Source organism: Citrobacter cronae (genome assembly GCF_016893685.1).
In the GTDB taxonomy this organism is placed as follows: domain Bacteria; phylum Pseudomonadota; class Gammaproteobacteria; order Enterobacterales; family Enterobacteriaceae; genus Citrobacter; species Citrobacter werkmanii.
In genome coordinates this window covers 3,101,360-3,125,535 of sequence record NZ_CP069763.1, presented here as the reverse complement: position 1 = coordinate 3,125,535, position 24,176 = coordinate 3,101,360, and the positions used below count along the sequence as shown (strand labels likewise).

Here is a 24,176-nt window from a genome sequence, read left to right as displayed (position 1 = left end):
AAAAGGGGTTGCCTTTCGGCAACCCCTTTTCATGTTTGGCGGAAGCGTAGAGATTCGAACTCTAGAACCCTTTCGGGTCGCCGGTTTTCAAGACCGGTGCCTTCAACCGCTCGGCCACGCTTCCAATGAGGCGCACTATAAACATCCCGAACGGACCTGTAAAGTACCAATGTGTTCGTTTGCCTGAAAAACAGCCAAAATAGTGTTAATCGACTGAAATAAAAACAAATTGGCCATTTATTCAGCACAAATAGCGGCTACCACGCTTAATGTTTTTTGATGTACATATCTTTAGTGTAGTAATTTCCGCGGTTATCCGGCGCAAATCCTCCTACCCAAGGCTTCAACAGATGAGTGCGAACATAGTGATAAATCGGAATAGCAGGTACATCCTCACCTAACAGATCTTCAGCCTGCTGGTAGTCTTTACCTCGCTCTTCCAGTGAACTTGCTTTCGCTGCATTATGCATCGCTTCATCAAAGGCGGGGCTACTGTACCCGGTGGTATTCTCACTGTCCCCGGTGCGGAAAATATTGAGGAAACTAGAGGCATCGTCATAGTCGGCTATCCACGCATAGCGCACAATGTCAAAATTACCGGTGTGCATAGTATCCAGCATGGTTTTCCATTCCTGATTTTGCAGCTTCACCTCAACGCCAAGATTTTTCTTCCACATTGACGATGCGGCAATCGCAATACGCTGGTGCGTTTCGAAGGTGTTGTAGAGCAGATTTAAGCTCAGCGGATGGTCAGGACCATACCCGGCCTCCGTGAGCAGTTTTTTAGCTTCAGCAATGCGTTTGTCGAGTGGCCACGACGCATACTCTGGCGCATGCAGTTGTACCCCACCTATTTCAGGCTGGCTGATAACCCACGCCGCACGTTGCCCCTGGCCCATCACCTTTTGCGCAATGATGTCTTTATCCAACGCCATATTCAGCGCCCGACGCACGCGCGGGTCATTAAAGGGCGCTCTGGTCGTATTGAACTGATAGTAATAGGTTGAAAGCTGAGGCGAGACATGGAGTTCATCGCCCATGGTCTTTTTCAACTGTGCAAACTGATTGACCGGTACGCTATACACAATGTCAATCTCACCCGCCTTATAGCGGTTCACGTCAGCTGACTCTGAACTAATGGGCAGGTAAGTGACTTTATTAATGACCGTGTGCCGATCGTCCCAGTAATGCGGGTTACGCTCGGCAACGATGCGCTCATTGACCACCCACTGCGATAATTTGTACGCTCCGCTGCTGACAATATGCTCTGGGCGGGTCCACTTATCGCCAAAACGGCCAATCAGCACTTTATCGAGCGGGACCAACGACGGGTGCGCCAGCATCGCCAAAAATGCCGCCGTCGGTTGCGTTAAGGTAATTTCCAGCGTGGCATCATCCAGGGCCTTGACCCCCAGCGTGGCGGGATCTTTGTTACCCTGAGCAATATCGACCGCGTTCACCACGTGCATATTGCCCAGATACGAGGCATATGGTGAAGCCGTTTGCGGCGAGACCAGGCGCTGCCAGCTCCAGACGACATCCTGTGCGGTGATAGCCGATCCATCCGACCAGGTTATGCCCGGACGTAAATGAAAGGTCCAGACGGTGTTACCTTTATTCTCCCAGGAGGCGGCAAGACGGGGTTCAATAGACCCATCCGGCTTAACTGCCACCAGACCGTCGAACATATCGCTGATTAAATTAAACTCCACGTTGCTTTCGACTTTATGCGGATCCAACGACGCCGGTTCGCTGCCGTTGTTTCTGACCAGCTCCTGTTTTTCTGCAAGTACTGTTCCTGCCGGAACATTTGCCGCCCTCGCCGCGCCGTTTACCGACATCAAACAGACAGCCAACAGCGTAAATGTAAATCTCTTCGTTTTATCTTGAGTCATTCCCTTTACCTTATTGCTCTGTTTATGATGACACCGCTGTCACTGTCAGAGAGAAACGGGAATTACGCAATATTTTTCAGTAACCTGGACGATATCTAACAGGCATTTTTACACATACAGTGCTAACATCTGATTCGAGAGCTTTAGCTGAAATAATATGCTTAAGCCTGGCGGGTTAAACTGCGTAAAGATGGGTAAAACCGCTGTGTCATTCCCCTTGATTTCATTATCCTTCATCATTAATTACATCTGTCATAAGAGAGTGACTCATGGATCGTATTATTAGTTCTTCGCGCGATCGTACATCGCTACTCAGCACACATAAGGTGCTGCGCAACACCTATTTCCTGCTCAGCCTGACGCTGGCGTTTTCGGCGATCACCGCGACCGCCAGTACGGTGCTGATGCTGCCTTCTCCGGGACTGATCCTGACGCTGGTGGGTATGTATGGTCTGATGTTCCTGACCTATAAAACGGCGGATAAACCCGTTGGTATTCTGTCAGCTTTCGCTTTTACCGGCTTCCTGGGCTACATTCTGGGGCCAATTCTGAATACCTACCTGTCTGCAGGTATGGGTGACGTTATCGGCATGGCGCTGGGTGGTACGGCGCTGGTCTTCTTCAGTTGCTCTGCGTATGTGCTGACCACACGGAAAGATATGTCCTTCCTCGGCGGGATGCTGATGGCAGGTATCGTGGTTGTGCTGATCGGTATGGTTGCGAATATCTTCCTGCAACTGCCGGCACTGCATCTGGCGATCAGCGCGGTGTTTATTCTGATTTCTTCAGGCGCAATCCTGTTTGAAACCAGCAATATCATCCGTGGCGGTGAAACCAACTACATTCGCGCCACTGTTAGCCTGTACGTTTCGCTGTACAATATCTTCGTCAGCCTGCTGAGCATTCTGGGCTTCGCCAGCCGCGATTAAGCAGCATCACTGATACGAAAAAAGAGAATGCCAATGGCATTCTCTTTTTTTATACCTTATTCACTCCGGCAGATATAGGTAGGATAACGCCGGTCCTGAATCAGCCACACGGCGGGTGAAAGTTCAGAAATCGTCAGGTAGTAGCGAGCGGTCGGCCAGGCGAAGCTTCCCCACTGGGCATCGGGGGTATTGTCATTGTGTCGACGCCAGGTTTTGGTGTAACTCAATACAATGACGTTGTCATCGTCCCGCCGCTCCCACGTAAAGTCTACATCCCTGTCAATAATCAAATTTTGCCCCCCAGCTCTTGCCGCACCTTTGTAGGTGGTCAAGCCTGTACCGTCCCGATGAAAATAGAACTGGGCAATGGTATTGACCTTCACTTCACTTGTTTTTCCCTCATTGCGCGTAAAGTTAAATTCAGTGCTGCAGGCCAGCACATCGCTTTTGCCGACCGCGCCGCAATAGTAAAACAGCGCCAGCGCGCCGCCAACCACAGCACCGCCCAATCCAAAAAGAAGCCTTATTTTCATTTTTCGGCCCCACTTTTATAGCGAATAGTCTTGCACAGGCTGGTTTTACTGACCGGGCAGGCACCGATGAACATTTCATCGGCGGTGGCGAGCGAAAAACGAGCGCTGAAATAATAAATATCGTACTCCTCGCGCTCACAAGCCACGTTATTGGCCTCCAGTCGCTCAGCTAATTTCGAGAGCACTAACGGTCGTCCATGATCGTTGATAATCCAGACACTACAACGTGCGATTTTTTCCTCGACCGGCTTTAATTTCGCCGGAACGGTTATCTCCTGCGGACGGCTAAGGTAAATGCCCGCCCCCAACGCTGCGACGATCAATGTCGCTATAATCAACCACCTTTTCAGGTAAGTGCGCCGGGGCCGTATGTCTGGTTGCATGGAAGGGGATTGCGGCTCAGCGGCTTGAATGTTCTCACCAGGCTGAAAAATCACATCGGCATCAAAACGGAATCCATAGCGCGGGACAGTGACGATAAATTCGTGCCCCTCTCCCAGAGACTGGAAGCTTTTACGCAGTTCGCTTACCGCTTTATTAAGATTATTTCCGGATGGCGTAAAGCCAAACTCTTCCCATACGCGAGTGATCAATTCCTCCCGGCTCAGATCGCGTCCTCGGTGTTTAATAAATTCCTGTAAAAGACGAACGGCTGGCGCCGAAAGTGTTAATACAGTCTCAGGTTGTCCAACAAGGCTTATTGCATGTGCTTCAGGATCAAATAACAACGAATTATTGCATATAAAAAACATCTTTTATTCTCGGCTGTAACCGCATGCTTTTTATTCCCTGGTACATCGACATGAAAACCACCTCCTGATCTGCTTGTTTTTTCATCAGAAGGAATTTTCTTCCCATCCTTGGCCGCGGTATTTTCGCTTAACTATACAACCTTAAAGCCAAAAAAGCAGGATAAAAAACTGTATATAACGAGTTAACTAATACAAATTTTCACAAACCGCTGTTCTGGTTAAAGTTTCCCTGCCCTGAAGCGATACGAAAGCAGACGGTGTCCTGGTGTTAACGCGCCGCCTTTAAACTCAGAGCAGGCAGACTGATTGTGAAACAGAAAAAAAGAGTGAGCATGACAACCGCCTTTTATGTCGCCGCGCTGTCATTGCCATTTTTCTCAGAAATGACAATGGCCAATATGAGCGTGTATCCCATGGAACTGAATGTAGACAGTTCCGGTGCGGCGCAAATTAAGGTGGCTTCAAAAACGGATGATATTCAGTTCATTCGGGTGAGGCAAAAGAAAATTCTTAATCCCGGCACGGCTCAGGAAAAAGAAATTGACGTGGCGTCATGGAAAGAAGATGGCGTGGTGGTTACGCCCGAAAAATTTGCCCTCGCGGCCGGCGCGATGCGCGTAGTTCGGTTGATATCGCTTATGCCTCCGAAAAAAGAGACCACCTGGCGCGTCTATTTTGAAGGGGTAAAACAACCAGACAGCATTATTCCGGGCAAGGCAGAAAGCCCTGCCGCGATGGCGACATTGGGCGTCAACGTGATTTGGGGCGCACTGGTCCATATTGCTCCAGAAGAAAACGTAATTTCACTGTCGTTCGACCCTCGCCGCGGGACGTTGAAAAACAATGGCACGCTGCGTGTACCGCTCAGAGAGATTGGTATTTGTGATGCAAATTCATCGTGTAAATGGATAAAAGAAGACGCGACGATTTATCCGGACACTGAACGGAAATTAAAAACACTCACAATGAGCCATGGCCAGAAATATAAATTCCGCTACTTCAACTGGGTAAATAAAACCGCTGAAGAAGCTGACTTACCCGTCGTGCAATAACACGACATCACAGTAAAAACCCACGTAGTTCGTTGAAAGAGCCAAGGTGCTCATTTGTAAATATGGAGATATCAATGCGTAAGTATATTAAACCTCTGATGATCGTTGCCGCGATGACCTCGTCCTTTAGCGCGCTGGCAATTCAAAAAGATATTACCGTTAACGCCAGCGTTGACTCACAGTTGGATATGACCCAGGCCGATAACACGCCGCTGCCGGCCAGCATCGACATGCAGTACCTGCCTGGTCGTGGTCTGGAAAGCTACCGTCTTAACACCAAGGTGTGGTCTAACTCCGCCACCAGCAACGTCAAAGTGCGCCTCGTTAGTGCGGCAAAACTCACCAACACGGATGGTGACCAGATTGTACCGATGACGGTCATTCTGGGTGATAAAACACTGTCTACCACCGATGCTGAATTTACCGGAACTGAACTGTTCCCTGGCAGCATTGAAAACGGTTCCGCAGTACTGCCGCTGACCATTTCGCAAACCACCAAAGGCATTCTGAAAACCGGTCAGTACAGCGGCGTTGTCAGCCTGATGCTGACGCAGGCGACAACCACGGAAGGCGGTGCGTAACACCACAGTACCTAAGGAATAACGTCAGAGGGTGCCCACCCTCTGACGTCAGGATGATGTCGAGGCTCGGTCATGGCGTTTCACAGAAATACTCTCCTCTTAGTTGCTTTGTTACCCGCATCCATCCAACTCGCCTGCGCAGAGATGGCCGTCCCGGCAGGTTTTGAAGATCTGGCGAAAACACAGCGCCTGTGGACAGAAGTCAATCTCTATGGCGAGTCGCTTGGCCTTTTTGAAACGGATATCACGCTTGAAACAGTAAGTTTTGTCGCGCCTGAAACCGTGGTCACGGCCATCAAACGGCAGTTTAATGACGATCCTGCCCTCATTGCCACCGTGTCTGCAGCCCTGGCCGTTCCACTGGCCCGTAACGGCAATCTGGCATGCAGCAGCAATGGCTCCGCAACGGGGTGCGATTACCTTGATACCCAGCGCGCGGCCATTATCTATGATGAAAATAACGCCCGTATTAATCTTTTTTTCGACAAGAAATTTCTGCCTAAACAAACCACTGAAAGCCAGTGGTATCAGCCCACGCAGGACACCGAGAATGCGTTAATCCATCAGCAGAATATCAATTTTGTTGCCGACAGGGATTACCAGTCAGCCACCGTTCAGGGCAATGGCGCGCTGGCACTCACCCAGGACGGCTACTTTAACCTCGACTGGACCTGGATGGGGCAACGTTCGAAGCACCAGCAGCAACAGGAGATAACCGTCAACAATGCCTGGTTTCGTCAGGATATCTGGCGCCAATACTATGTTCAGTTGGGCGAGATGGACACTCGCGATCTGTTCAGCAATGCCGGCGGGAATATCAATCTCAGCCAACTGCCGCTGGGTAAAATTCGCGGCTTGCGCACAGGCTCAACAAGGGCATGGATCAATCCGGTTCAGCAGTCAAAGGGTACGCCTATCACCGTATTGCTTTCTCATGATGCGCGTATCGACGCCCGCCGGGGTAATCAACTGCTGGCCAGTTTTTATCTGAATGCCGGGGCGCAGACCCTGGACACCCGTTCGTTCCCGGACGGGAGCTATACCGTGACGTTGTCCGTCTATGAAAATAACCGGCTGACGCGCACCGAGCAGGTACCGTTTACCCGAACCGGCATTACACCTTTCGATCGCGTCGAGTGGTTCCTGCAGGCAGGCGAAACTGACAATAACGATCAAAACGACGAACGCAGCGCGGTCGCGCAAGCGGGCATCCGCCTGCCCGTCACTCCGACGCTGGCGCTGACCAGCGGCGCAACAATAAAAAAAAACCAGCGTTTTCTGGAAAATGCGCTCGACTGGAGCCGTGGTTTCAACACCGGCCCGATCGATGGCGTGCTAAGTACCCGCTTTAGCTACCTATACGGCAGCGAAGGTCAACGCGGCAATATTCAGCAAATCAGCTATAACGACGGTTTTTCACTGAGCTTCTATCGCAACGCGTTATCAGCAGAAAACTGCAATAGCCGAAGCGCAGGGTTTGACGCCGTGAATGGCTGTTACCGAAGCCTGTCGGTCATGTTCTCCGTCCCTGTCGGCACCTGGTACGCGAGTCTGGGGTATTCAGATAACCGCAACGAAGGACGTTACGTTGCTCGTCGGGAACTCCCGGACAGTGACGATCGCCACGATGCGGGCTTGCCATGGGAGTCGGTTTATATGACCCGCTCGCGCACGCGGGCCTGGCAGGGCGGCTTAAGTACAGCTTTCAACGCTCGCGGCCTGAACATTAACAGTAGCATTAACCTTTTCATGCGAAACGATGACTCCCGCGCAGGTAGGGATAAAGGCGGCTACCTGAGCGTAAGCCTGTCAATGGCGCATAACCGTCAGGGCGATGCGACGAGTTATACCTCGCTGGGCGCGACGTGGCAGCACCAGCAGCATGAAAAAAACCAGCTGAGCTACAACGTGGCGCACAACTGGTATGCCGATGCACGTGGTGAAAATGAGTATGGACTGAGCGCGTCAGGCATTAACAGCGATTCGCTCAATGCCTCTGCCTATACGCGCCAGGGCGGACGCTATGGCAACGGTAGTCTGACCGTCAGCGACGCCTGGGATCGTCAGGATGGGCGTCATACGTTGAGCAGCAGCGGCAATTACAGTTCAACGCTCGCGCTATCTCGCTCTGGCCTGTGGCTGGGCCGTTGGAGCGACGGACGCCCTGCTTCAGCCATCGCGGTTAACGTTGCCACGCCGGAAGATTCCCAGGATCCGCGCGTCGCTGTGTCGCTGGATAACGGCGGCAGCGCAGATATCCCAGGCAATAGCCGCGCCCTCTTCGCCGTTCCTGGCTATCAGCAGACGACGTTGACGATTAACGAATCGCTGGATGTCTCCCGAGGTGCCAGCAGTGAAATCACACAAGGTTCCGGCAGCAGAACATTGTTTATGGTGCCAGGCAAACTGCTCCGTCGGCACGTGCAAACCACCGCAAGCTACACATGGCTCGGCCAGTTAACCGACGAACAACATTCGCCGTTTATTGGCGGCGTGCCCCTGAACGTAAACGGCTGGAGCGACCTTGGCAACGGCGGGTTTAGCGCCCAAAGCAACGCTCTGCTGCATAACCTCTACCTGGTGCGTCAGCAGCAGTTTTATCAGTGCGCGCTAAACGTGAAGAGTATGCGCGACGTCGTGCGTTATGTCGGGTCGATCCCTTGCCGGGAATTAACCTTCTCTGCCCTGCCGGATACGGTCCAGCAACAGGCGCAGCTAATGCTCGCCGGACGTAGCGTGCCGACCGGCCCGACTGCCATGAACGCAGACAACCTCACTAAAGGGAAATGATGTGAACAAAAGCCTTATTATTTTACTTTTCCTGCTCCTGTGGGCTGGCCAGACGCTGGCCGGCGCCCCGGCCGGAAGAAACTCCAGCGTCGGTATAAGCTACGATCGCATGGCACCACCCGCGCGTTTCGATATCTGGCTTCATGAACCAAGTGGCTATGATGCCGCCGATCCGCAAAAGTGGGGACGCAATACCTTGACCTGCTTATCCCGTACCGATACCACCTATGGCGCCTGTATGACCGCCCCGGTGTGGTTCTCGGCGAACCCGGCCGCGCCTTATGCCATCAATTTACGTTTTACACATGCCCTTACCCGCAAAACGGTAGATATCAAGGTGTATGGCGATCACTACCTGTTTATCAGTAACAAAGTCTTTACCTTTGCCAGTTTTGTCGCGGGAGGGACAAAAGTTATTGCGGAATGGAACAGAGAGCCCTATTTCGATTTCTATATTGTGAAAAGCGAACTGGATAAGCTCACTCTACCGGGTATCTGGACCGCCACGCTGAAGCAGAACCTGCGTCAATGGGGGAGCGCCGACTGTAGCGGCGACTACAATGACGTGAATGTCGGATGTCCTGGCTATCTCACCATCGCCAACTGGCAGGCAAATATTCGCATTGAGGTGGTCGATCCGGGTAATCAGCAGATTTATCTGCCCGCATTTCCACACTCAACGCCTATCGTTAACCTCAACCTGACCAACTTCCCGGGGCGGCCCGGCGGCAGCGAGATCCAGGGGGAAAACACGCTGGATATGTGCTTGTACGACGGAAAAAACAGCACCAGCACTCGCACTTATCTGCGGTTTGAGGACAACGAGCTCAACGCTTCTGGCCGTGCCGAAGGCGCGTTTTCAATCCGGCGACGTGGCGGAAGTCAGACCGATGCGCGGGATCGTCTCGACTATCAGGTCTTTGTCATCAATCCCATCACTGGCGCAACCGAAACTGTCGCTAACGGTAAAACCGTGGTCTGGCAAGGCACCAACGATCCACAGTATCTGCGTCAGGTCGTGCTGCCCGGCGGGCGCGAGGGCGTACTGTGCGTACCCGCCCCTATTATCCTGAAAACGCCTGCCTTTGCCGCCAGCAGCAAAAATGCCGGGGATTACACCGGTACGCTACGCATTATTTACACGCCCAGTACGTTATAAAGAGGCCGCCGTGAATTACGTCATTCTTGATAATAATCGTTTTTATGCCGAAGGGTTGCGCTATGCCCTTCTGCGTCGTAACGCGCCGACTCAGGTGAAGTGCGGCACGGTAAAGTGGCGTCGTTTGCTGCTGGCCTGCGACACCCTCGTTGTACGTTGCCGCTTTTCCGTCACGAGAACGCATCTGGCGCTGGTCGACATTCTGCTGCAACTGGAGGCCAGACGCTGGGAGGGAACCGTTTATCTGGTGTGCAATGAAAAAGGCTGGGCACTGGCAACGCATTTGCGAAAGCGTTTTACCACGCTGACCTTGCATATCATTGATGACCGACTTGCCGTCGTGGATGCGCCGTATATGTTTGCTAAAGAGCCGCGTCGGGTACGCAGCCTGAACTGTTGTCTGACAGGCATGGAGTTCAATGTTCTCGACAGGCTGGTTAACGGACAATCGGTAAAACATGTTGCGCATATGACGCAGATTAGCGAAAAGCAGGTATCGACGTATAAATGTAACGCGCTGAAGAAGCTTAATGCCAACAATCTGCTACAGCTTCTTCTGTAGGGCAAGGTTTCTCACGCCGCCCCTTATTTGCTAGACTAGGGGCGGTTTTTACTTTATCGACAGAGCACTATGTTCATTTTTGCAGGCCAGGAAATTGAGACCGATAGCGAAGGCTATCTGAAAGATACCACGCTGTGGAGCGAGCCGCTGGCGGAGAAAATCGCCGAAAACGAAGGTATCGACCTCTCCCCTGAACACTGGGAAGTGGTGCGTTTCGTACGCGAGTTTTATCTGGAGTTTAATACTTCCCCCGCTATCCGCATGCTGGTAAAAGCGATGGCCAACAAGTTTGGCGAAGAGAAAGGCAACAGCCGTTATCTTTACCGTCTGTTCCCAAAAGGTCCGGCCAAGCAGGCGACTAAAATTGCCGGCCTGCCGAAACCGGTCAAATGTATTTAATAGCGGATACTAAATCCCTTTAGCTCGTCGCCAGGGCGGTGTGGTTCACTGAGAACCCGTTCTACCCTGGCGCTGCTCGGCCCTCCGGCTTTTAACCACTTCATTAGCTGTTCAACCCGTTCGCTTTCGCCGCAGGCGACAACCTCTACGCTGCCATCATCCATATTTTTAGCGTATCCGGTCAATCCCAGTCGTTGCGCTTCATGTTGCGTGGTGTAGCGAAATCCTACCCCCTGAACCCGACCATAGACCCAGGCGATTATGCAGACTTTCGACATTGCGGTTCTCCTAATCAACATAAATGAAGGAACAGTTACAAGGCCTTAGCGCACCTGTTTCGGCAGGCATCCGTAATGCTGGCGGAATCTTGCGGTAAATCGTGAGCCTGACAGATAGCCACAGCGTAACGCAATTTCGCCAATCGGCAGCGTGGTCGATTGTAGTTGAGAGAGCGCGCAGGACATGCGCACCTCTTCGACTATCTGCCGGTAACTCTGCGATTCCATCTGTAATCGTCGGCGTAATGTTGAAGTACCGATGGACAAGTGACCGGCAATCTCCTGAGCTGTCCATAGCTTAGCAGGGGATAACATAATAAGTTGTCGCACCTGTTCAGTCAGATTAAACCGTCGCTCGATAAGCAGAGGCCCCGCCACACCATCATGCAGTAGCGCCAGCAATAATCCCATCGCCTGATGCTCCTGCAATTTTGCAGGTAAGTCCTGGCGTACAGCGTCCAGCAGGCTTTCCCACATAAATGCCAGTCCGTTACTCATGGGCGTGCATAGCGACGTCAATTTTGCCGGAGGGAAATCCTTGACCCAGTTATTTTTAAACGTGCTAATGATGCTCGTCGACAGCAACAGCAAATCCGAGCGAAATGCTCCCTGTTCCGGCTGATTAATAATCTCCAGAGGCGTATTCGCCGGGATGATAATCAGCTCACCCGGCCCTGCAACCAGACGATTGTCATCCTGAATAATGACCTTACTTCCCTGCGTAATATGGCAAATAGCAACAGAAAACAGTTTAACCTGGTGCAGGCGGTGCAGATGGCCGGAACGCACCTCAGCGGTGGTAAGGTTGTTATGGCGAAAATGGACATCCTGCACCAGTGTATCCTCTTTATTTTCTTGCGTAAGTGGCGGTTAATTCCGCTTTGGCGATCACGTGGCTGTTCAGCATAAAACCGACCAGCGCACCGCTGGCGTTACTGTCAATTGGCAACGCGTCGGTATTTAACGCCCACACGGTAAACTGATAGCGATGAGGTTTATCGCCCGGTGGTGGACAGGCGCCGCCAAATCCAGCATAACCGAAATCATTGCGTCCCTGAACTGCTCCAGCGGGTAACTTATCCATGCTGGCTCCGCCAGGAAGCGTGTGGACCTGAGCCGGAATATTTACGATGGTCCAGTGCCACCAGCCGCTTCCCGTTGGCGCATCAGGATCAAACAGCGTAATGGCAAAGCTTTTGGCATCAACTGGCGGATTTTGCCAGCTCAGCTGCGGGGAAATATTGTCGCCACTGCAGCCAAACCCCTTAAACACTTGTTTTTGCGTTAATTGCAGGTTAGCGGGTATATCGGCGCTGCTGAGGCGAAATGTCGAGGCGGCAGAGGCATCAAAACTCAACGCGACAATAGCGGCGGTAGCCAGAGAGTAGACAGCTTTCATTACATTTCCTTTTTCTGATTAAGAAATAGCAATGTAAACGGTGGGTATAAAAGAAACTGTGCCTCTGTGATAGCGTTTTGTGCCGAAACGCCCAGCGCCATACGCTGATGATTGACCTCATCATCTGTGCTACTCTACGCGCCATTTTATTTTAATGGTTTCAGGTTGGTACTTTACTCCAGCCCGCGTCACTGTTTGTGAGAGGTTGCTCCGCATGACTGAATCTACAATTCCACATTATCCTCGTTTAGTGTTAGCCAAAGGGCGCGATAAATCATTACTGCGCCGCCATCCGTGGGTATTTTCCGGTGCTGTCGCACGTATGGAAGGTAAAGCCAACCTCGGTGAAACCATCGATATTGTTGACCATCAGGGTAAATGGTTAGCACGCGGCGCGTACTCACCTGCGTCGCAGATCCGTGCCCGCGTCTGGACATTCGACAAGTCTGAATCCATCGATATTGATTTCTTCACCCGTCGTCTGCAACAGGCGCAAACATGGCGCGACTGGCTGGCGAAAAAAGACGGGTTGAACAGCTATCGTCTGATCGCAGGAGAATCCGATGGTCTGCCGGGCATCACCATTGACCGCTTCGGCAACTTTCTGGTATTGCAACTGCTCAGCGCCGGTGCTGAATATCAACGCGCCGCGCTGATTAGCGCTCTGCAAGTTGTGTTCCCGGACTGCGCTATTTATGACCGTAGCGACGTGGCCGTGCGTAAAAAAGAAGGTATGGAGCTGACCCAAGGGCCAGTAACGGGCGAACTGCCGCCAGCCCTGCTGCCTATCGAAGAGCACGGGATGAAGCTGCTGGTTGATATTCAGCACGGTCACAAAACCGGTTATTACCTTGATCAACGCGACAGCCGTCTGGCCACGCGCCGTTATGTAGAAAATCAACGGGTTCTGAACTGTTTCTCTTATACCGGCGGCTTTGCGGTCTCGGCATTAATGGGCGGATGCCGTCAGGTGGTCAGCGTCGATACCTCTCAGGAAGCGCTTGATATTGCCCGCCAGAACGTAGAACTGAACAAGCTGGATCTGAGCAAAGCCGAATTTGTGCGTGATGACGTATTCAAACTGCTGCGCGCTTATCGCGATCGCGGTGAGAAATTTGATGTCATTGTGATGGATCCGCCGAAGTTCGTCGAAAACAAAAGCCAGTTAATGGGCGCCTGCCGCGGCTATAAGGACATCAATATGCTGGCTATTCAGTTGCTCAACCCCGGCGGCGTATTGCTGACATTCTCCTGCTCCGGACTGATGACCACCGATTTATTTCAGAAAATCATCGCTGATGCCGCAATAGATGCTGGTCGTGATGTACAATTTATAGAGCAGTTCCGTCAGGCCGCCGATCACCCGGTGATCGCTACCTACCCGGAAGGGCTGTATCTGAAAGGGTTTGCCTGTCGCATCATGTAACTTGAAAAGTGGAATATTACCCTTACATAGAGGGTATCTATTTCCCGGGAGGTGACTATGATTGCCAGCAAATTCGGTATCGGCCAGCAGGTCCGCCATTCCCTGTTAGGTTACCTCGGAGTGGTCGTGGATATCGACCCGGAATATTCGCTTGATGAACCGTCAGCCGATGAGCTGGCGGTTAACGACGAACTTCGCGCCGCTCCCTGGTATCACGTGGTGATGGAAGACGATAATGGTCTGCCGGTGCATACGTATCTGGCCGAAGCACAGCTGAGTGGCGAGCTACAGGAAGAACATCCGGAGCAACCGTCGATGGATGAACTGGCGCGAACAATCCGTAAACAGCTTCAGGCTCCGCGTCTGCGTAATTGATGCGAACACAAGCCCGATGGCAATTCGCTTATCGGGTTTATGTTGCTCATCCGGCCAGCAACACGGGCCGGATAAGCAACGTGCCTTAAGGCAACAACACAACCTTACTTCGCCAGTCCCAGCCGCGGGATCTCAATCGCCGGACAGCGATCCATGACCACCGCCAGCCCCGCGTCACGTGCCAGTACGGCTGCCTGCTCGTTAATTACGCCAAGCTGCATCCATAAGGTCTTCGCACCGATGGCGATAGCCTCCTGAGCAACGCCCCACGCCGCTTCAGAATTACGAAAGACATCAACCATATCCACTTTCTCCGGCACATCCGCCAGCGTCGCGTACCCTTGCTGCCCCAACAGCGTTTTCCCGGCAACTTTTGGCGAAACGGGGATAACGTGATAGCCCTGATCGAGTAAATACTTCATTACCCGATAGCTTGGACGATCGGGTTTATCGCTTGCACCAACCAGTGCAATCGTACGGGTAGATGTCAAAATGCCAGCAATATCGGTCTCTTTCATCGTCTTCCTCCAGGCTGTTTAACAAAGTGTACGACAAACCTGGCCTTGCAACCATTCATCCCATACTGGCGCATGAGAGCTAAACTCAAAAATATGTCTATATGTTAGTAAACGTGACCAGTGAAAAAATTAGATACATCTGATGCAGATATTTTCTGGACAGGAGAAACCTATGAAAGCCGGCATTATGACAGCCTTGATTGCTCTGTGTTTGCCGGTAACTGTTTTTGCCACCTCTTTGCGTCTGTCGAGTGAAATTGATCTTCTGGTGCTGGATGGAAAAAAAGTCTCCAGCTCATTACTGCGTGGCGCCGACAGTATTGAGTTGGAAAATGGTCGGCACCAGCTTGTATTTCGCGTAGAAAAAACCCTTCGCCTGTCCAGCCACGAAGAACGTCTGTATATTTCCCCTCCGCTGGTTATCAGCTTTGATACCCAGCTCGTCAGCCAGGTTAATTTTCACCTTCCGCGTCTGAACAATGAGCGGGACGCATCACATTTCGATGATGCACCGCGTGTGGAACTGCTGGATGGGGACGCCATGCCCATCCCCGTTAAGCTGGATATTCTGTCAATCACCTCCACGGCGAAAATCGTGGATTATGAAATGGAAACTGAGCGCTATAACAAAGCGGCTAAACATGCGTCATTGCCACAATTCGCCACCATGATGGCCGACGACAGCTCGCTGCTTTCTGGGGTATCTGAACTGGATCGGGTGCCGCCTCAGTCGCAAACGCTGACCGAGCAACGATTAAAATTTTGGTTTGAGCAGGCCGACGCCCAAACGCGAAGTAACTTTCTGCAATGGGCCCAGAAACAGCCTTCTTCATGACATTTATGTTCACAGACGCATTTTTTTTGTCTTTCTCTTGCAGCGTCAAGTGCTTCCAGTACTCTGTAACAAGGTTAACTTGGGAGCTGTACTATGGAATTAACGACTCGCACATTGCCAGCGCGTAAGCATATTGCGCTGGTGGCACACGATCACTGTAAAAATATGTTGATGAGCTGGGTGGAACGCCACCAGCCGTTACTGGAAAAACACGTTCTGTATGCCACGGGAACAACAGGGAACTTAATTCAACGCGCGACAGGAATGGACGTCAACGCAATGCTGAGCGGTCCAATGGGGGGTGATCAGCAGGTGGGCGCGCTGATTTCAGAAGGGAAAATAGATGTGCTGATCTTCTTCTGGGATCCGCTCAACGCCGTTCCCCACGATCCTGATGTCAAAGCCCTGCTGCGCCTTGCCACAGTCTGGAACATTCCGGTCGCCACCAACGTGTCGACGGCAGATTTTATTATCCAGTCGCCAAACTTCAACGATGAGACGGACATACTGATCCCGGATTACGCCCGTTATCTGGCAGAACGCCTCAAATAATGCCCAGGCAGGCGGCAACTACCGCCTGCGTTTCAGGGTTTCCTCGTCACCGGGACATCCAGTCGCTTAAGCTCATCAACAAAACACGATGGTGTTTCTTTATTGAACAGCAACCACACCCGGTGACGTGCGCGCGTTAGTGCCACATACAGCAACCTTCGCTCTTCAGCATCCGGAAAATCTTCAACCGCCGGGAGCAGCGCCTCTTCCATAATCGACTCGCGGGCTGGTGCAGGAAAGCCATCATTACCCTCATGAAGACCGACGACAATAACGTAGTCCGCTTGCTGTCCTTTACTGGCATGGATAGTCATAAAATCCAGCTGTAGCTTAGGCCAGCGGGTAGCCGCTTTCTCCAGACTGGCCGGTTTCAGATGATGGTATCGCGCCAGGACCAGAATTCTCTCTTCTGTTTTCACAAAACCCGACAGTTTATCCAGCAACAGATCCAACTGGTTTTCATCAAGCAAGGTGACGGCTTTTTTATCCCCTGTCATCAGGCTGTTGAGCGGTTTCGTAAGCTGATGGGGATTCTGCTGAATAAACTGATTTGCGACTTCACCAATACGGCTATTGAAACGGTAAGTCGTATCCAGATTACAGCGATCGCCCTCGCCAAAGTTTTGCTGGAATGCCGTGGTCAGCGAAAGTTGCGCCCCGCTAAACCGGTAAATGGCCTGCCAGTCATCGCCTACGGCAAACAGCGTAGTCTGCGAGTTTTGCTTGCGTAGCGCGGCCAACAAGGCGGCACGCTGAGGAGAAATATCCTGAAATTCATCGACCAGAATATGCTTCCAGGGACTGATAAACCGCCCTTTTTCCAGAATAACAATGGCCTGATGGATTAACCCGGAAAAATCGACGGCATTCTCGTCCTTCAGGGCGCTCTTCCAGGCTTTGAGCAGGGGCGCCATGAGCTTTATGCGTTTACTGAACAGGTCGCGGATCTCCTGCGGAGCATTGGCAATCATCTCCGCCTGCGCTCCGCCATGCATACGCATCAGGCTAACCCAGCGATCGAGCCGGGAGGCCAAACGCCGCTGTAACTTTTCGTCGTCCCAGAAGTTACCTTCGGGTACAGACCACTGCATCTCTTCTTCTAACCATTGTCGCCAACCTTTAGCCTGCGCTTTTTTCTCGCTGCACTGCTGACGCCAGGTAGTAATGAAGAGTTTGCTGCGCGCAACGGCGTCATTTTCCAGCTTGCTAACCGTCGGAACTTTTTTGCTGCCCTGCGAAATGATATGCAGCGCCAGTGAATGAAACGTCCGCGCGGTGACCTCATCCGTATGCAGACGTTCACGGATGCGGTCATCCATCTCCTGAGCCGCTTTACGACCGAACGCCAGCAACAGAATTTGTTCTGCCGCCGCCTCGCCTCGCGCCAACAGCCAGCCCGCACGGGCAACCAGAACCGATGTTTTGCCGCTTCCCGCCCCGGCAAGTACCAATAAGGCTTGCTCACCATTCACCACCGCGCGCGCCTGGGCAGGGTTCAGCGGCGAAGATTCAATGTGCTGGAAAAACTCGGCATGCTCTGCCAGCATCGCATCGGTATAGGCCTGATTGTGCTGTAAACGACAGGCCTCAATATCCTGCAACCATGCCTGGCATTGGCGTAACGCTTCACGACAATTTTCAAATTCTTCCAGCCGCTTCAGCGGTAGCGGCAACGCCGCAAAGGCACGGAGGATCTGCTGTTGCAATCCTGAGGTTTGGCTACGTGTCAGCCATTTATTTTCACTTGTCCGGGCTGCAATCGCATCCAATTGTTGCTGTAACACTCCAGCAGCCACCTCACTCATTTCCTGGCTCCACTGCTGCCAGAGCGTATTTAAATGGTGATGGAAGCGTTGGGTTTCCGCCCATTCTGTGCCGTGAAGCCGTACCACCTTATCATCCGGAAGCACAAACTCCAGCTCTCCCCACACCAGGCCGCGTTTGCAATGAATAGCCAATAACTGGTTGAAGGGAATAAGATACTCGTGACGATCGCCGGAAACTTTAATCCCGGCATTGAGAATAACGGCCCGATCGTAAGGGTGTTGCGCCAGACGTTTTCCAAGAGAAGTTGCTTTCAGTTCCATAAGACTCAAGCGGATCCACACGAAGAGGTTTGCATATCAGTGTAACCGCCAGAGAAAACGTGCTCCAGCCCAAAAAAACGTTACAATTGCCGAATTCACAGAAAACCAGAGTTAATCGAGGGTTTATGCGTACTGTTCTGAATATTTTAAATTTTGTGCTAGGTGGGTTCGCCACCACCTTAGCCTGGTTATTGGCTACGCTGGTCAGTATTGTGCTTATTTTTACTTTACCCTTGACCCGGTCATGCTGGGAAATAACCCGACTCTCGCTGTTTCCCTATGGCAACGAAGCGATTCATGTCGATGAACTTAATCCGGCAGGGAAAAATGTGCTTCTTAATACCGGTGGCACATTGCTCAATATTTTCTGGCTGATTTTCTTCGGTTGGTGGCTGTGCCTGATGCACATTGTCTCCGGCATTGCCCAGTGCATTTCGATTATTGGTATTCCGGTGGGTATTGCGAACTTTAAAATTGCCGCTATTGCGCTCTGGCCGGTGGGGCGTCGGGTGGTTTCTGTCGAAGTTGCCCGCGCTGCGCGTGAAGCCAATGCGCGCCGTCGCTTTGAATAATCAGGACTGATGGCCTTTATGTTAAGTCCGCTGCTTAAACGCTATACCTGGAACAGCACCTGGCTGTACTACGTAAGAATTTTTATCGCGCTTTGTGGCACAACAGCGCTACCCTGGTGGCTGGGCGATGTTAAGCTGACCATCCCGCTCACGCTGGGTATGGTCGCTGCTGCGCTGACCGATCTGGACGATCGCCTCGCTGGCCGACTGCGCAATTTGATCATTACGTTGATCTGCTTTTTTATTGCCTCAGCCTCCGTAGAATTGCTCTTCCCATGGCCATGGCTGTTTGCCATTGGGTTAACGCTTTCCACCAGCGGCTTCATTCTGCTGGGGGGCTTAGGCCAGCGCTATGCAACCATCGCCTTTGGTGCGTTGTTGATTGCCATTTATACTATGCTGGGAACGTCGCTTTACGATCAGTGGTATCAGCAGCCGATCCTGTTGCTCGCTGGCGCTATCTGGTACAACCTTCTGACGCTGACCGGGCATCTTCTGTTCCCCATCCGCCCACTGCAGGACAATCTGGCGCGTAGCTACGAACAGTTAGCGCACTACCTGGAACTGAAATCACGCCTTTTTGATCCCGACATTGAAGATGAAAGCCAGGCGCCGTTGTATGATTTGGCCCTCGCTAATGGGCAATTGATGGCGACGCTAAACCAGACAAAGGTATCGTTACTGACTCGCCTGCGCGGCGACCGCGGTCAGCGCGGAACGCGTCGCACGCTACATTACTATTTTGTAGCGCAGGATATTCACGAACGCGCCAGCTCCTCCCATATTCAGTATCAAACGCTACGCGACCATTTCCGTCACAGCGACGTGATGTTTCGCTTCCAGCGCTTGATGTCGATGCAGGGGCAAGCCTGCACCCAGTTGTCCCGCTGTATTTTATTACGCACGCCTTACCAGCACGATCCGCACTTTGAGCGCGTCTTCACGCATATAGATGCCGCCCTGGAGCGTATGCGTGCGAGCGGTGCGCCTGCAGACCTGCTCAACACGCTGGGATTTTTGCTCTCAAACCTGCGAGCTATCGACGCCCAACTGGCCACCATCGAGTCAGAACAGGCTCAGGTACTCTCGCGTAATGAGTCTGAAAATCAGCTTGCCGATGACAGTCCGCATGGGTTCAGCGATATCTGGTTACGTCTGAGCCGTAATTTTACGCCTGAGTCAGCCCTGTTTCGCCATGCAGTACGCATGTCGCTGGTGCTTTGTGTCGGCTATGCCATTATCCAGATTACCGGGATGAACCACGGATACTGGATCCTGCTGACCAGTCTGTTTGTCTGTCAGCCAAACTACAACGCCACCCGACATCGCCTGGCGCTAAGGATTATCGGTACATTGGTAGGAATCGCCATTGGTTTACCTATCCTGTGGTTCGTTCCTTCTCTGGAAGGTCAGTTAATACTTTTGGTGATCACTGGCGTACTGTTTTTTGCCTTTCGCAACGTCCAGTATGCGCACGCCACGATGTTTATCACGCTGCTGGTACTGCTGTGCTTTAATCTGCTCGGTGAAGGTTTCGAAGTTGCGCTGCCGCGCGTTATCGATACGCTGATAGGGTGTGCCATTGCATGGGCTGCCGTGAGTTTCATCTGGCCTGACTGGCGTTTTCGTAACCTGCCGCGTGTCATTGAGCGGGCCACTGACGCAAACTGTCGTTACCTCGATGCTATTCTCGAACAATATCATCAGGGTCGTGATAATCGTATGGCATACCGTATCGCCCGTCGTGACGCGCACAATCGTGATGCAGAGCTTGCCTCCGTGGTGTCGAACATGTCGAGTGAACCGGATGTCACGGCCCAAACGCGAGAAACAGCATTTCGCTTGCTGTGCCTCAATCATACGTTTACCAGTTACATTTCCGCCCTTGGCGCACACCGCGAACAGTTAACCAACCCGGAAGTTCTGGCATTACTGGATGATGCCGTCTGCTACGTTGATGACGCGCTTCACTATCAACCCGCAGACGAACAGCGCGTCTACCAGGCGCTGGAGGGGCTGAAGCATCGAATTCAGCATCTTGAGCCACGTCCGGATAGTAAAGAACCGCTTGTTATACAGCAGGTTGGGCTATTGATCGCCCTGCTACCGGAAATCCGGCGATTACAACAGCAAATTGCCGTGCTGCCTTCTAATACCCCGGCTTCGGCGTCAGGGAACTGACCCACTCCACTAGCTCCTGGCGACGGACCGCCGGGAGCGCTGCTTCATGCACGCCACCGACCGCGCCTTCAAGGGCATAAAGTATTTTTACCGTCAGGGCTGGATTATTTTGCCGCAGTTTCAGCCAGCACATTTGGGCGCCCAACGTTCGCAATGTTCCCTCATCTTTAATTCCTGCTTCATTTAGCAGGGTCTCCAGATGAAACGTCATATTTGGTAGTTCCCGCAGACGATGTTGAGCAAAGCGACTCTGTTTTTCCTTAACAGCAGCATCCAATGAGTACCGCGATAACGACACCAACTGCTGCTGGTTTTGCCACAGCGCATCATTCACCTGATAGTAGTTGAGTACCACCGGACGCCCGCGCTTTATAAATGTCAGCCAGACAGGCGAATTTTTTACACAGTACTGTACGCTCTGTTCGCAGGCCCGAAGATATAACTCACCGTTAGCGACCATAGCAAAGACCGTATCCCCAACCGTCAAACTGTAGCTGCCAAATAATGAGCGATAGTGAATTGTTCCCAGAGACGCCAGATATTCTTGTGATTTATAGATCTTTGCATAAGAAAGTTCTTTCATAAAAATCCTTTTAAATCATAACGTAAGCAAATGATTTTCAATAACAGATCCGTTAATGACGAAAATAGGCAACTTATTCGCACGGGGCAAGATGAATTTTATTTTTCCCGTAACTACGACTAAAAATTGCGAACCTGTTTCCGAAAATAAGGTTGATCTTTATTGATAGCAGGGTTACTGTATATCCATACAGTAACTCACAGGGCTGGATTGATTATGTACACTTCAGGCTATGCAAATCGTTCTTCGTCGTTCTCTTCCACATCAAGCAACATTGCGCGCGTTTCATCAGAGAACGCAACCGCTGGGCTTATCAGTGAAGTGGTCTATCGCGAGGACCAGCCCATGATGACGCAACTACTGCTGCTTCCCCTGCTGCAGCAGTTAGGGCAGCAATCACGCTGGCAGCTGTGGCTGACGCCTCAGCAAAAATTAAGTCGGGAGTGGGTACAGTCAGCCGGGCTTCCATTGACAAAAGTGATGCAGATTCGCCAACTCTCCCCCTGCAATACGCTGGAATCGATGATCCGTGCGCTGCGCACAGGTAATTACAGCGTCGTTATCGGCTGGCTGGGAGAAGAGTTAACGGAAGACGAACACGCTGAACTGGTTAAAGCGGCTGAAGAAGGAAATGCTATGGGATTTATCATGCGTCCTGTTCGCGCACAGTCACTTGCGGGGAGACAGCATTCCGGGCTAAAAATTCACTCGAATTTGTATCATTGAGTAAAATTAGGATTTATCCTGGAATTTTTTTTCATGCTTCAATTTGCCTTTGAGCTTTAACGCGTTTTTCGTGCGAACGCCTGTCTCAAGCGGTTTTCAAGAAATCTCCAGTGCATTTAGACATCAATAAATGTTAAATATTATGTATACAAGCCTTTTTTTTTCATATGCCTGACGGACTTCACACTTGTAAGTTTTCAACTACGTTGTAGACTTTACATCGCCAGGGGTGCTCGGCGTAAGCCGCAGATATCGGTAGAGTAACTATTGAACTGGTCCCCGGGTGAAGGATTTAACCGTGTTATCTCTCTTCGGAGATATTCATGGCGAATTTTGGATGATAACGAGGCGCAAAAAATGAAAAAGACAGCTATCGCAATTGCAGTGGCACTGGCTGGTTTCGCTACCGTGGCGCAGGCCGCTCCGAAAGATAACACCTGGTACGCTGGTGCTAAACTGGGCTGGTCTCAGTACCATGATATTGGCAACAACCAGATCAACAACGCCGGCCCTACCCACGAAAGCCAACTGGGTGCTGGTGCGTTCGGTGGTTATCAGGTTAACCCGTACGTTGGTTTCGAAATGGGTTATGACTGGTTAGGCCGTATGCCGTACAAAGGCTACACTGACCAGACTCACAACAACGGCGCTTTCAAAGCTCAGGGCGTTCAGCTGACCGCTAAACTGGGTTACCCAATCACTGACGATCTGGACGTTTATACCCGTCTGGGTGGTATGGTTTGGCGTGCAGACGCTAAAAACAACACCGGCTTCAAAGACCACGACACTGGTGTATCCCCAGTATTCGCTGGTGGCGTAGAGTATGCAATTACTCCTGAAATCGCTACCCGTCTGGAATACCAGTGGACCAACAACATCGGTGACGCGAACACCGTTGGCGGTCGTCCGGATAACGGTCTGTTAAGCGTTGGTGTTTCTTACCGTTTCGGCCAGCAGGAAGAAGCAGCTCCAGTAGTTGTTGCTCCAGCTCCGGCTCCAGAAGTACAGACCAAGCACTTCACTCTGAAGTCTGACGTTCTGTTCAACTTCAACAAAGCAACTCTGAAACCAGAAGGCCAGCAGGCTCTGGACCAGATGTACAGCCAGCTGAGCAACCTGGATCCGAAAGACGGTTCCGTAGTGGTTCTGGGCTTCACTGACCGCATCGGTTCTGACGCTTACAACCAGGGTCTGTCCGAGAAACGTGCTCAGTCCGTTGTTGATTACCTGATCTCTAAAGGTATTCCTTCTGACAAAATCTCTGCACGTGGCATGGGCGAATCTAACCCGGTTACTGGCAACACCTGTGACAACGTGAAAGCTCGCGCTGCACTGATCGACTGCCTGGCTCCGGATCGTCGTGTTGAGATCGAAGTTAAAGGTATCAAAGACGTTGTAACTCAGCCTCAGGCTTAAGTTATCGTCTTATAAAAAAACCCCGCATCGCGGGGTTTTTTTTCATCTGTGTTTTAATCAAAGCACACTACTACGTCACCCATTAAACCACCCTGCCACTACTCTTTTCCCAGCAGTGCCTGTAAATCCTGTTTTAATGTCGACATTTTATTTGCGTACTTCTCTTTATGCTCCGCATCTTCAATCAGTTGCACAATGGTTTCAGAAAGCGTTTTACCGCGCCGCTGCGCAAGGCCTGCTAAGCGTTGCCAAACCATGAATTCCAGATCGATAGATTTCTTTCGTGTATGCTGATGCTCAGCATTAAAATGCCGCTTGCGCCTCGCCCGTATGGTCTGTTTCATACGATTGAGTAGCGCAGGGTTCATGTGTTCTTCAATCCAGGTATTGACCCGAACCGGTTCATTTTCGAGGGTTAGCAATAAATCAACGGCTTCTTTGGCAGCGCTGGCCTCTACGTAACGGGTTATTAATTCCCCCTCACGATGCTTCTTCACCAGGTACTTCCACTTCCAGCCGCTTTCAAGATTTTCAAGTTGTTGATATTTCATTGCGATCTCAATGTTACCGTGTAAC

General features: G+C 51.5%; 25 protein-coding genes and 1 tRNA gene. 15 read left to right on the top strand and 11 right to left on the bottom strand.

What is annotated here, in order from left to right; translation table 11 throughout:
• Positions 1-36 precede the first annotated feature (36 nt).
• Both JSN25_RS13395 and JSN25_RS13390 read right to left on the bottom strand, forming a co-directional pair.
• Positions 37-124: transfer RNA gene (locus JSN25_RS13395), tRNA-Ser, on the bottom strand.
• A gap of 142 nt (positions 125-266) precedes the next feature.
• The gene (locus JSN25_RS13390) at positions 267-1,895 is read right to left on the bottom strand and encodes an ABC transporter substrate-binding protein (RefSeq protein WP_204525019.1); all 1,629 of its coding nucleotides are present in this window, start codon (positions 1,893-1,895) and stop codon (positions 267-269) included.
• Between the two features lie 269 nt (positions 1,896-2,164).
• Between JSN25_RS13390 and yccA the strand changes: the two genes are divergently transcribed.
• Positions 2,165-2,824: an FtsH protease modulator YccA gene (gene yccA / locus JSN25_RS13385; protein ID WP_003035917.1), complete on the top strand. Its 660-nt coding sequence runs from the start codon at positions 2,165-2,167 to the stop codon at positions 2,822-2,824.
• Between the two features lie 56 nt (positions 2,825-2,880).
• Here the strand turns inward: yccA and JSN25_RS13380 are convergent, their stop codons facing one another.
• Positions 2,881-3,357 carry a hypothetical protein gene (locus tag JSN25_RS13380; protein ID WP_038639481.1) on the bottom strand — a complete coding sequence of 159 codons (477 nt, stop codon included), beginning with the start codon at positions 3,355-3,357 and terminating at the stop codon, positions 2,881-2,883.
• On the bottom strand, positions 3,354-4,109 hold the full coding sequence (locus JSN25_RS13375; RefSeq protein ID WP_204525018.1) for a winged helix-turn-helix domain-containing protein: 756 nt from the start codon (positions 4,107-4,109) through the stop codon (positions 3,354-3,356). Before JSN25_RS13375 ends, JSN25_RS13380 begins: the two co-directional genes overlap by 4 nt.
• Before the next feature lie 308 nt (positions 4,110-4,417).
• Here JSN25_RS13375 and JSN25_RS13370 point away from each other — a divergent pair, with 308 nt between their 5' ends.
• From JSN25_RS13370 to tusE, 6 genes are all read left to right on the top strand, one after another.
• On the top strand, positions 4,418-5,161 hold the full coding sequence (locus JSN25_RS13370; RefSeq protein ID WP_170973579.1) for a fimbrial protein: 744 nt from the start codon (positions 4,418-4,420) through the stop codon (positions 5,159-5,161).
• A gap of 74 nt (positions 5,162-5,235) precedes the next feature.
• The gene (locus JSN25_RS13365) at positions 5,236-5,742 is read left to right on the top strand and encodes a CS1 type fimbrial major subunit (protein ID WP_069323274.1); all 507 of its coding nucleotides are present in this window, start codon (positions 5,236-5,238) and stop codon (positions 5,740-5,742) included.
• A gap of 72 nt (positions 5,743-5,814) precedes the next feature.
• Entirely contained in the window at positions 5,815-8,532 is a 2,718-nt protein-coding gene (locus JSN25_RS13360; protein WP_204525017.1) for a TcfC E-set like domain-containing protein, read from the top strand.
• 1 nt (position 8,533) lies between these two features.
• The gene (locus JSN25_RS13355) at positions 8,534-9,691 is read left to right on the top strand and encodes a CfaE/CblD family pilus tip adhesin (RefSeq protein ID WP_204525016.1); all 1,158 of its coding nucleotides are present in this window, start codon (positions 8,534-8,536) and stop codon (positions 9,689-9,691) included.
• A 10-nt stretch (positions 9,692-9,701) separates the two neighbouring features.
• Complete coding sequence (locus tag JSN25_RS13350) at positions 9,702-10,253, top strand: LuxR C-terminal-related transcriptional regulator (protein ID WP_204525015.1); 552 nt, start codon at positions 9,702-9,704, stop codon at positions 10,251-10,253.
• Between the two features lie 69 nt (positions 10,254-10,322).
• The gene (gene tusE / locus JSN25_RS13345) at positions 10,323-10,652 is read left to right on the top strand and encodes a sulfurtransferase TusE (protein WP_038639458.1); all 330 of its coding nucleotides are present in this window, start codon (positions 10,323-10,325) and stop codon (positions 10,650-10,652) included.
• Here tusE and yccX read toward each other — a convergent pair.
• The 3 genes from yccX to JSN25_RS13330 are packed head-to-tail and all read right to left on the bottom strand — an operon-like array spanning position 10,649 to position 12,329.
• Positions 10,649-10,930: an acylphosphatase gene (gene yccX / locus JSN25_RS13340; protein ID WP_085048613.1), complete on the bottom strand. Its 282-nt coding sequence runs from the start codon at positions 10,928-10,930 to the stop codon at positions 10,649-10,651. The two genes, tusE and yccX, sit on opposite strands and share 4 nt — an antisense overlap.
• A gap of 45 nt (positions 10,931-10,975) precedes the next feature.
• Complete coding sequence (locus tag JSN25_RS13335; RefSeq protein ID WP_204525014.1) at positions 10,976-11,764, bottom strand: AraC family transcriptional regulator; 789 nt, start codon at positions 11,762-11,764, stop codon at positions 10,976-10,978.
• A 13-nt stretch (positions 11,765-11,777) separates the two neighbouring features.
• A complete protein-coding gene (locus JSN25_RS13330; RefSeq protein WP_085048592.1) occupies positions 11,778-12,329 on the bottom strand; it encodes a YbhB/YbcL family Raf kinase inhibitor-like protein in 552 nt (183 codons plus the stop codon).
• Positions 12,330-12,543: 214 nt separating this feature from the next.
• Between JSN25_RS13330 and rlmI the strand changes: the two genes are divergently transcribed.
• Positions 12,544-13,755, top strand: coding sequence for a 23S rRNA (cytosine(1962)-C(5))-methyltransferase RlmI (gene rlmI / locus JSN25_RS13325; protein ID WP_087857541.1), 1,212 nt, complete (start codon positions 12,544-12,546; stop codon positions 13,753-13,755).
• Positions 13,756-13,812: 57 nt separating this feature from the next.
• Positions 13,813-14,130: a heat shock protein HspQ gene (hspQ, locus tag JSN25_RS13320; RefSeq protein ID WP_038639447.1), complete on the top strand. Its 318-nt coding sequence runs from the start codon at positions 13,813-13,815 to the stop codon at positions 14,128-14,130.
• 104 nt (positions 14,131-14,234) lie between these two features.
• On the opposite strand, the gene JSN25_RS13315 is transcribed toward hspQ, so the two are convergent.
• Entirely contained in the window at positions 14,235-14,648 is a 414-nt protein-coding gene (locus tag JSN25_RS13315) for a CoA-binding protein (RefSeq protein ID WP_006685217.1), read from the bottom strand.
• A gap of 172 nt (positions 14,649-14,820) precedes the next feature.
• Between JSN25_RS13315 and csgI the strand changes: the two genes are divergently transcribed.
• Together csgI and mgsA are read left to right on the top strand one after the other, a co-directional pair.
• Positions 14,821-15,483: a curli synthesis inhibitor gene (gene csgI / locus JSN25_RS13310; protein WP_038639445.1), complete on the top strand. Its 663-nt coding sequence runs from the start codon at positions 14,821-14,823 to the stop codon at positions 15,481-15,483.
• Positions 15,484-15,576: 93 nt separating this feature from the next.
• Entirely contained in the window at positions 15,577-16,035 is a 459-nt protein-coding gene (gene mgsA / locus JSN25_RS13305) for a methylglyoxal synthase (protein WP_038639442.1), read from the top strand.
• A 32-nt stretch (positions 16,036-16,067) separates the two neighbouring features.
• On the opposite strand, the gene helD is transcribed toward mgsA, so the two are convergent.
• Positions 16,068-18,122, bottom strand: coding sequence for a DNA helicase IV (gene helD, locus JSN25_RS13300; RefSeq protein WP_204525013.1), 2,055 nt, complete (start codon positions 18,120-18,122; stop codon positions 16,068-16,070).
• Positions 18,123-18,247: 125 nt separating this feature from the next.
• Here helD and JSN25_RS13295 point away from each other — a divergent pair, with 125 nt between their 5' ends.
• Together JSN25_RS13295 and yccS are read left to right on the top strand one after the other, a co-directional pair.
• The gene (locus tag JSN25_RS13295) at positions 18,248-18,694 is read left to right on the top strand and encodes a YccF domain-containing protein (protein ID WP_038639436.1); all 447 of its coding nucleotides are present in this window, start codon (positions 18,248-18,250) and stop codon (positions 18,692-18,694) included.
• An 18-nt stretch (positions 18,695-18,712) separates the two neighbouring features.
• Positions 18,713-20,875 (top strand): YccS family putative transporter, encoded by a 2,163-nt coding sequence (gene yccS / locus JSN25_RS13290; RefSeq protein ID WP_042314206.1) that lies wholly within the window; start codon positions 18,713-18,715, stop codon positions 20,873-20,875.
• On the opposite strand, the gene JSN25_RS13285 is transcribed toward yccS, so the two are convergent.
• Complete coding sequence (locus JSN25_RS13285; RefSeq protein ID WP_204525012.1) at positions 20,844-21,458, bottom strand: TfoX/Sxy family DNA transformation protein; 615 nt, start codon at positions 21,456-21,458, stop codon at positions 20,844-20,846. The genes yccS and JSN25_RS13285 overlap by 32 nt on opposite strands.
• Before the next feature lie 216 nt (positions 21,459-21,674).
• On the opposite strand from JSN25_RS13285, the gene sulA reads away from it, so the two are divergent.
• A complete protein-coding gene (sulA, locus tag JSN25_RS13280; protein WP_038639432.1) occupies positions 21,675-22,184 on the top strand; it encodes an SOS-induced cell division inhibitor SulA in 510 nt (169 codons plus the stop codon).
• 357 nt (positions 22,185-22,541) lie between these two features.
• Positions 22,542-23,600, top strand: coding sequence for a porin OmpA (gene ompA / locus JSN25_RS13275; RefSeq protein WP_038639429.1), 1,059 nt, complete (start codon positions 22,542-22,544; stop codon positions 23,598-23,600).
• Between the two features lie 98 nt (positions 23,601-23,698).
• On the opposite strand, the gene matP is transcribed toward ompA, so the two are convergent.
• Positions 23,699-24,151, bottom strand: coding sequence for a macrodomain Ter protein MatP (matP, locus tag JSN25_RS13270; RefSeq protein ID WP_042314187.1), 453 nt, complete (start codon positions 24,149-24,151; stop codon positions 23,699-23,701).
• Between the last annotated feature and the right edge of the window lie 25 nt (positions 24,152-24,176).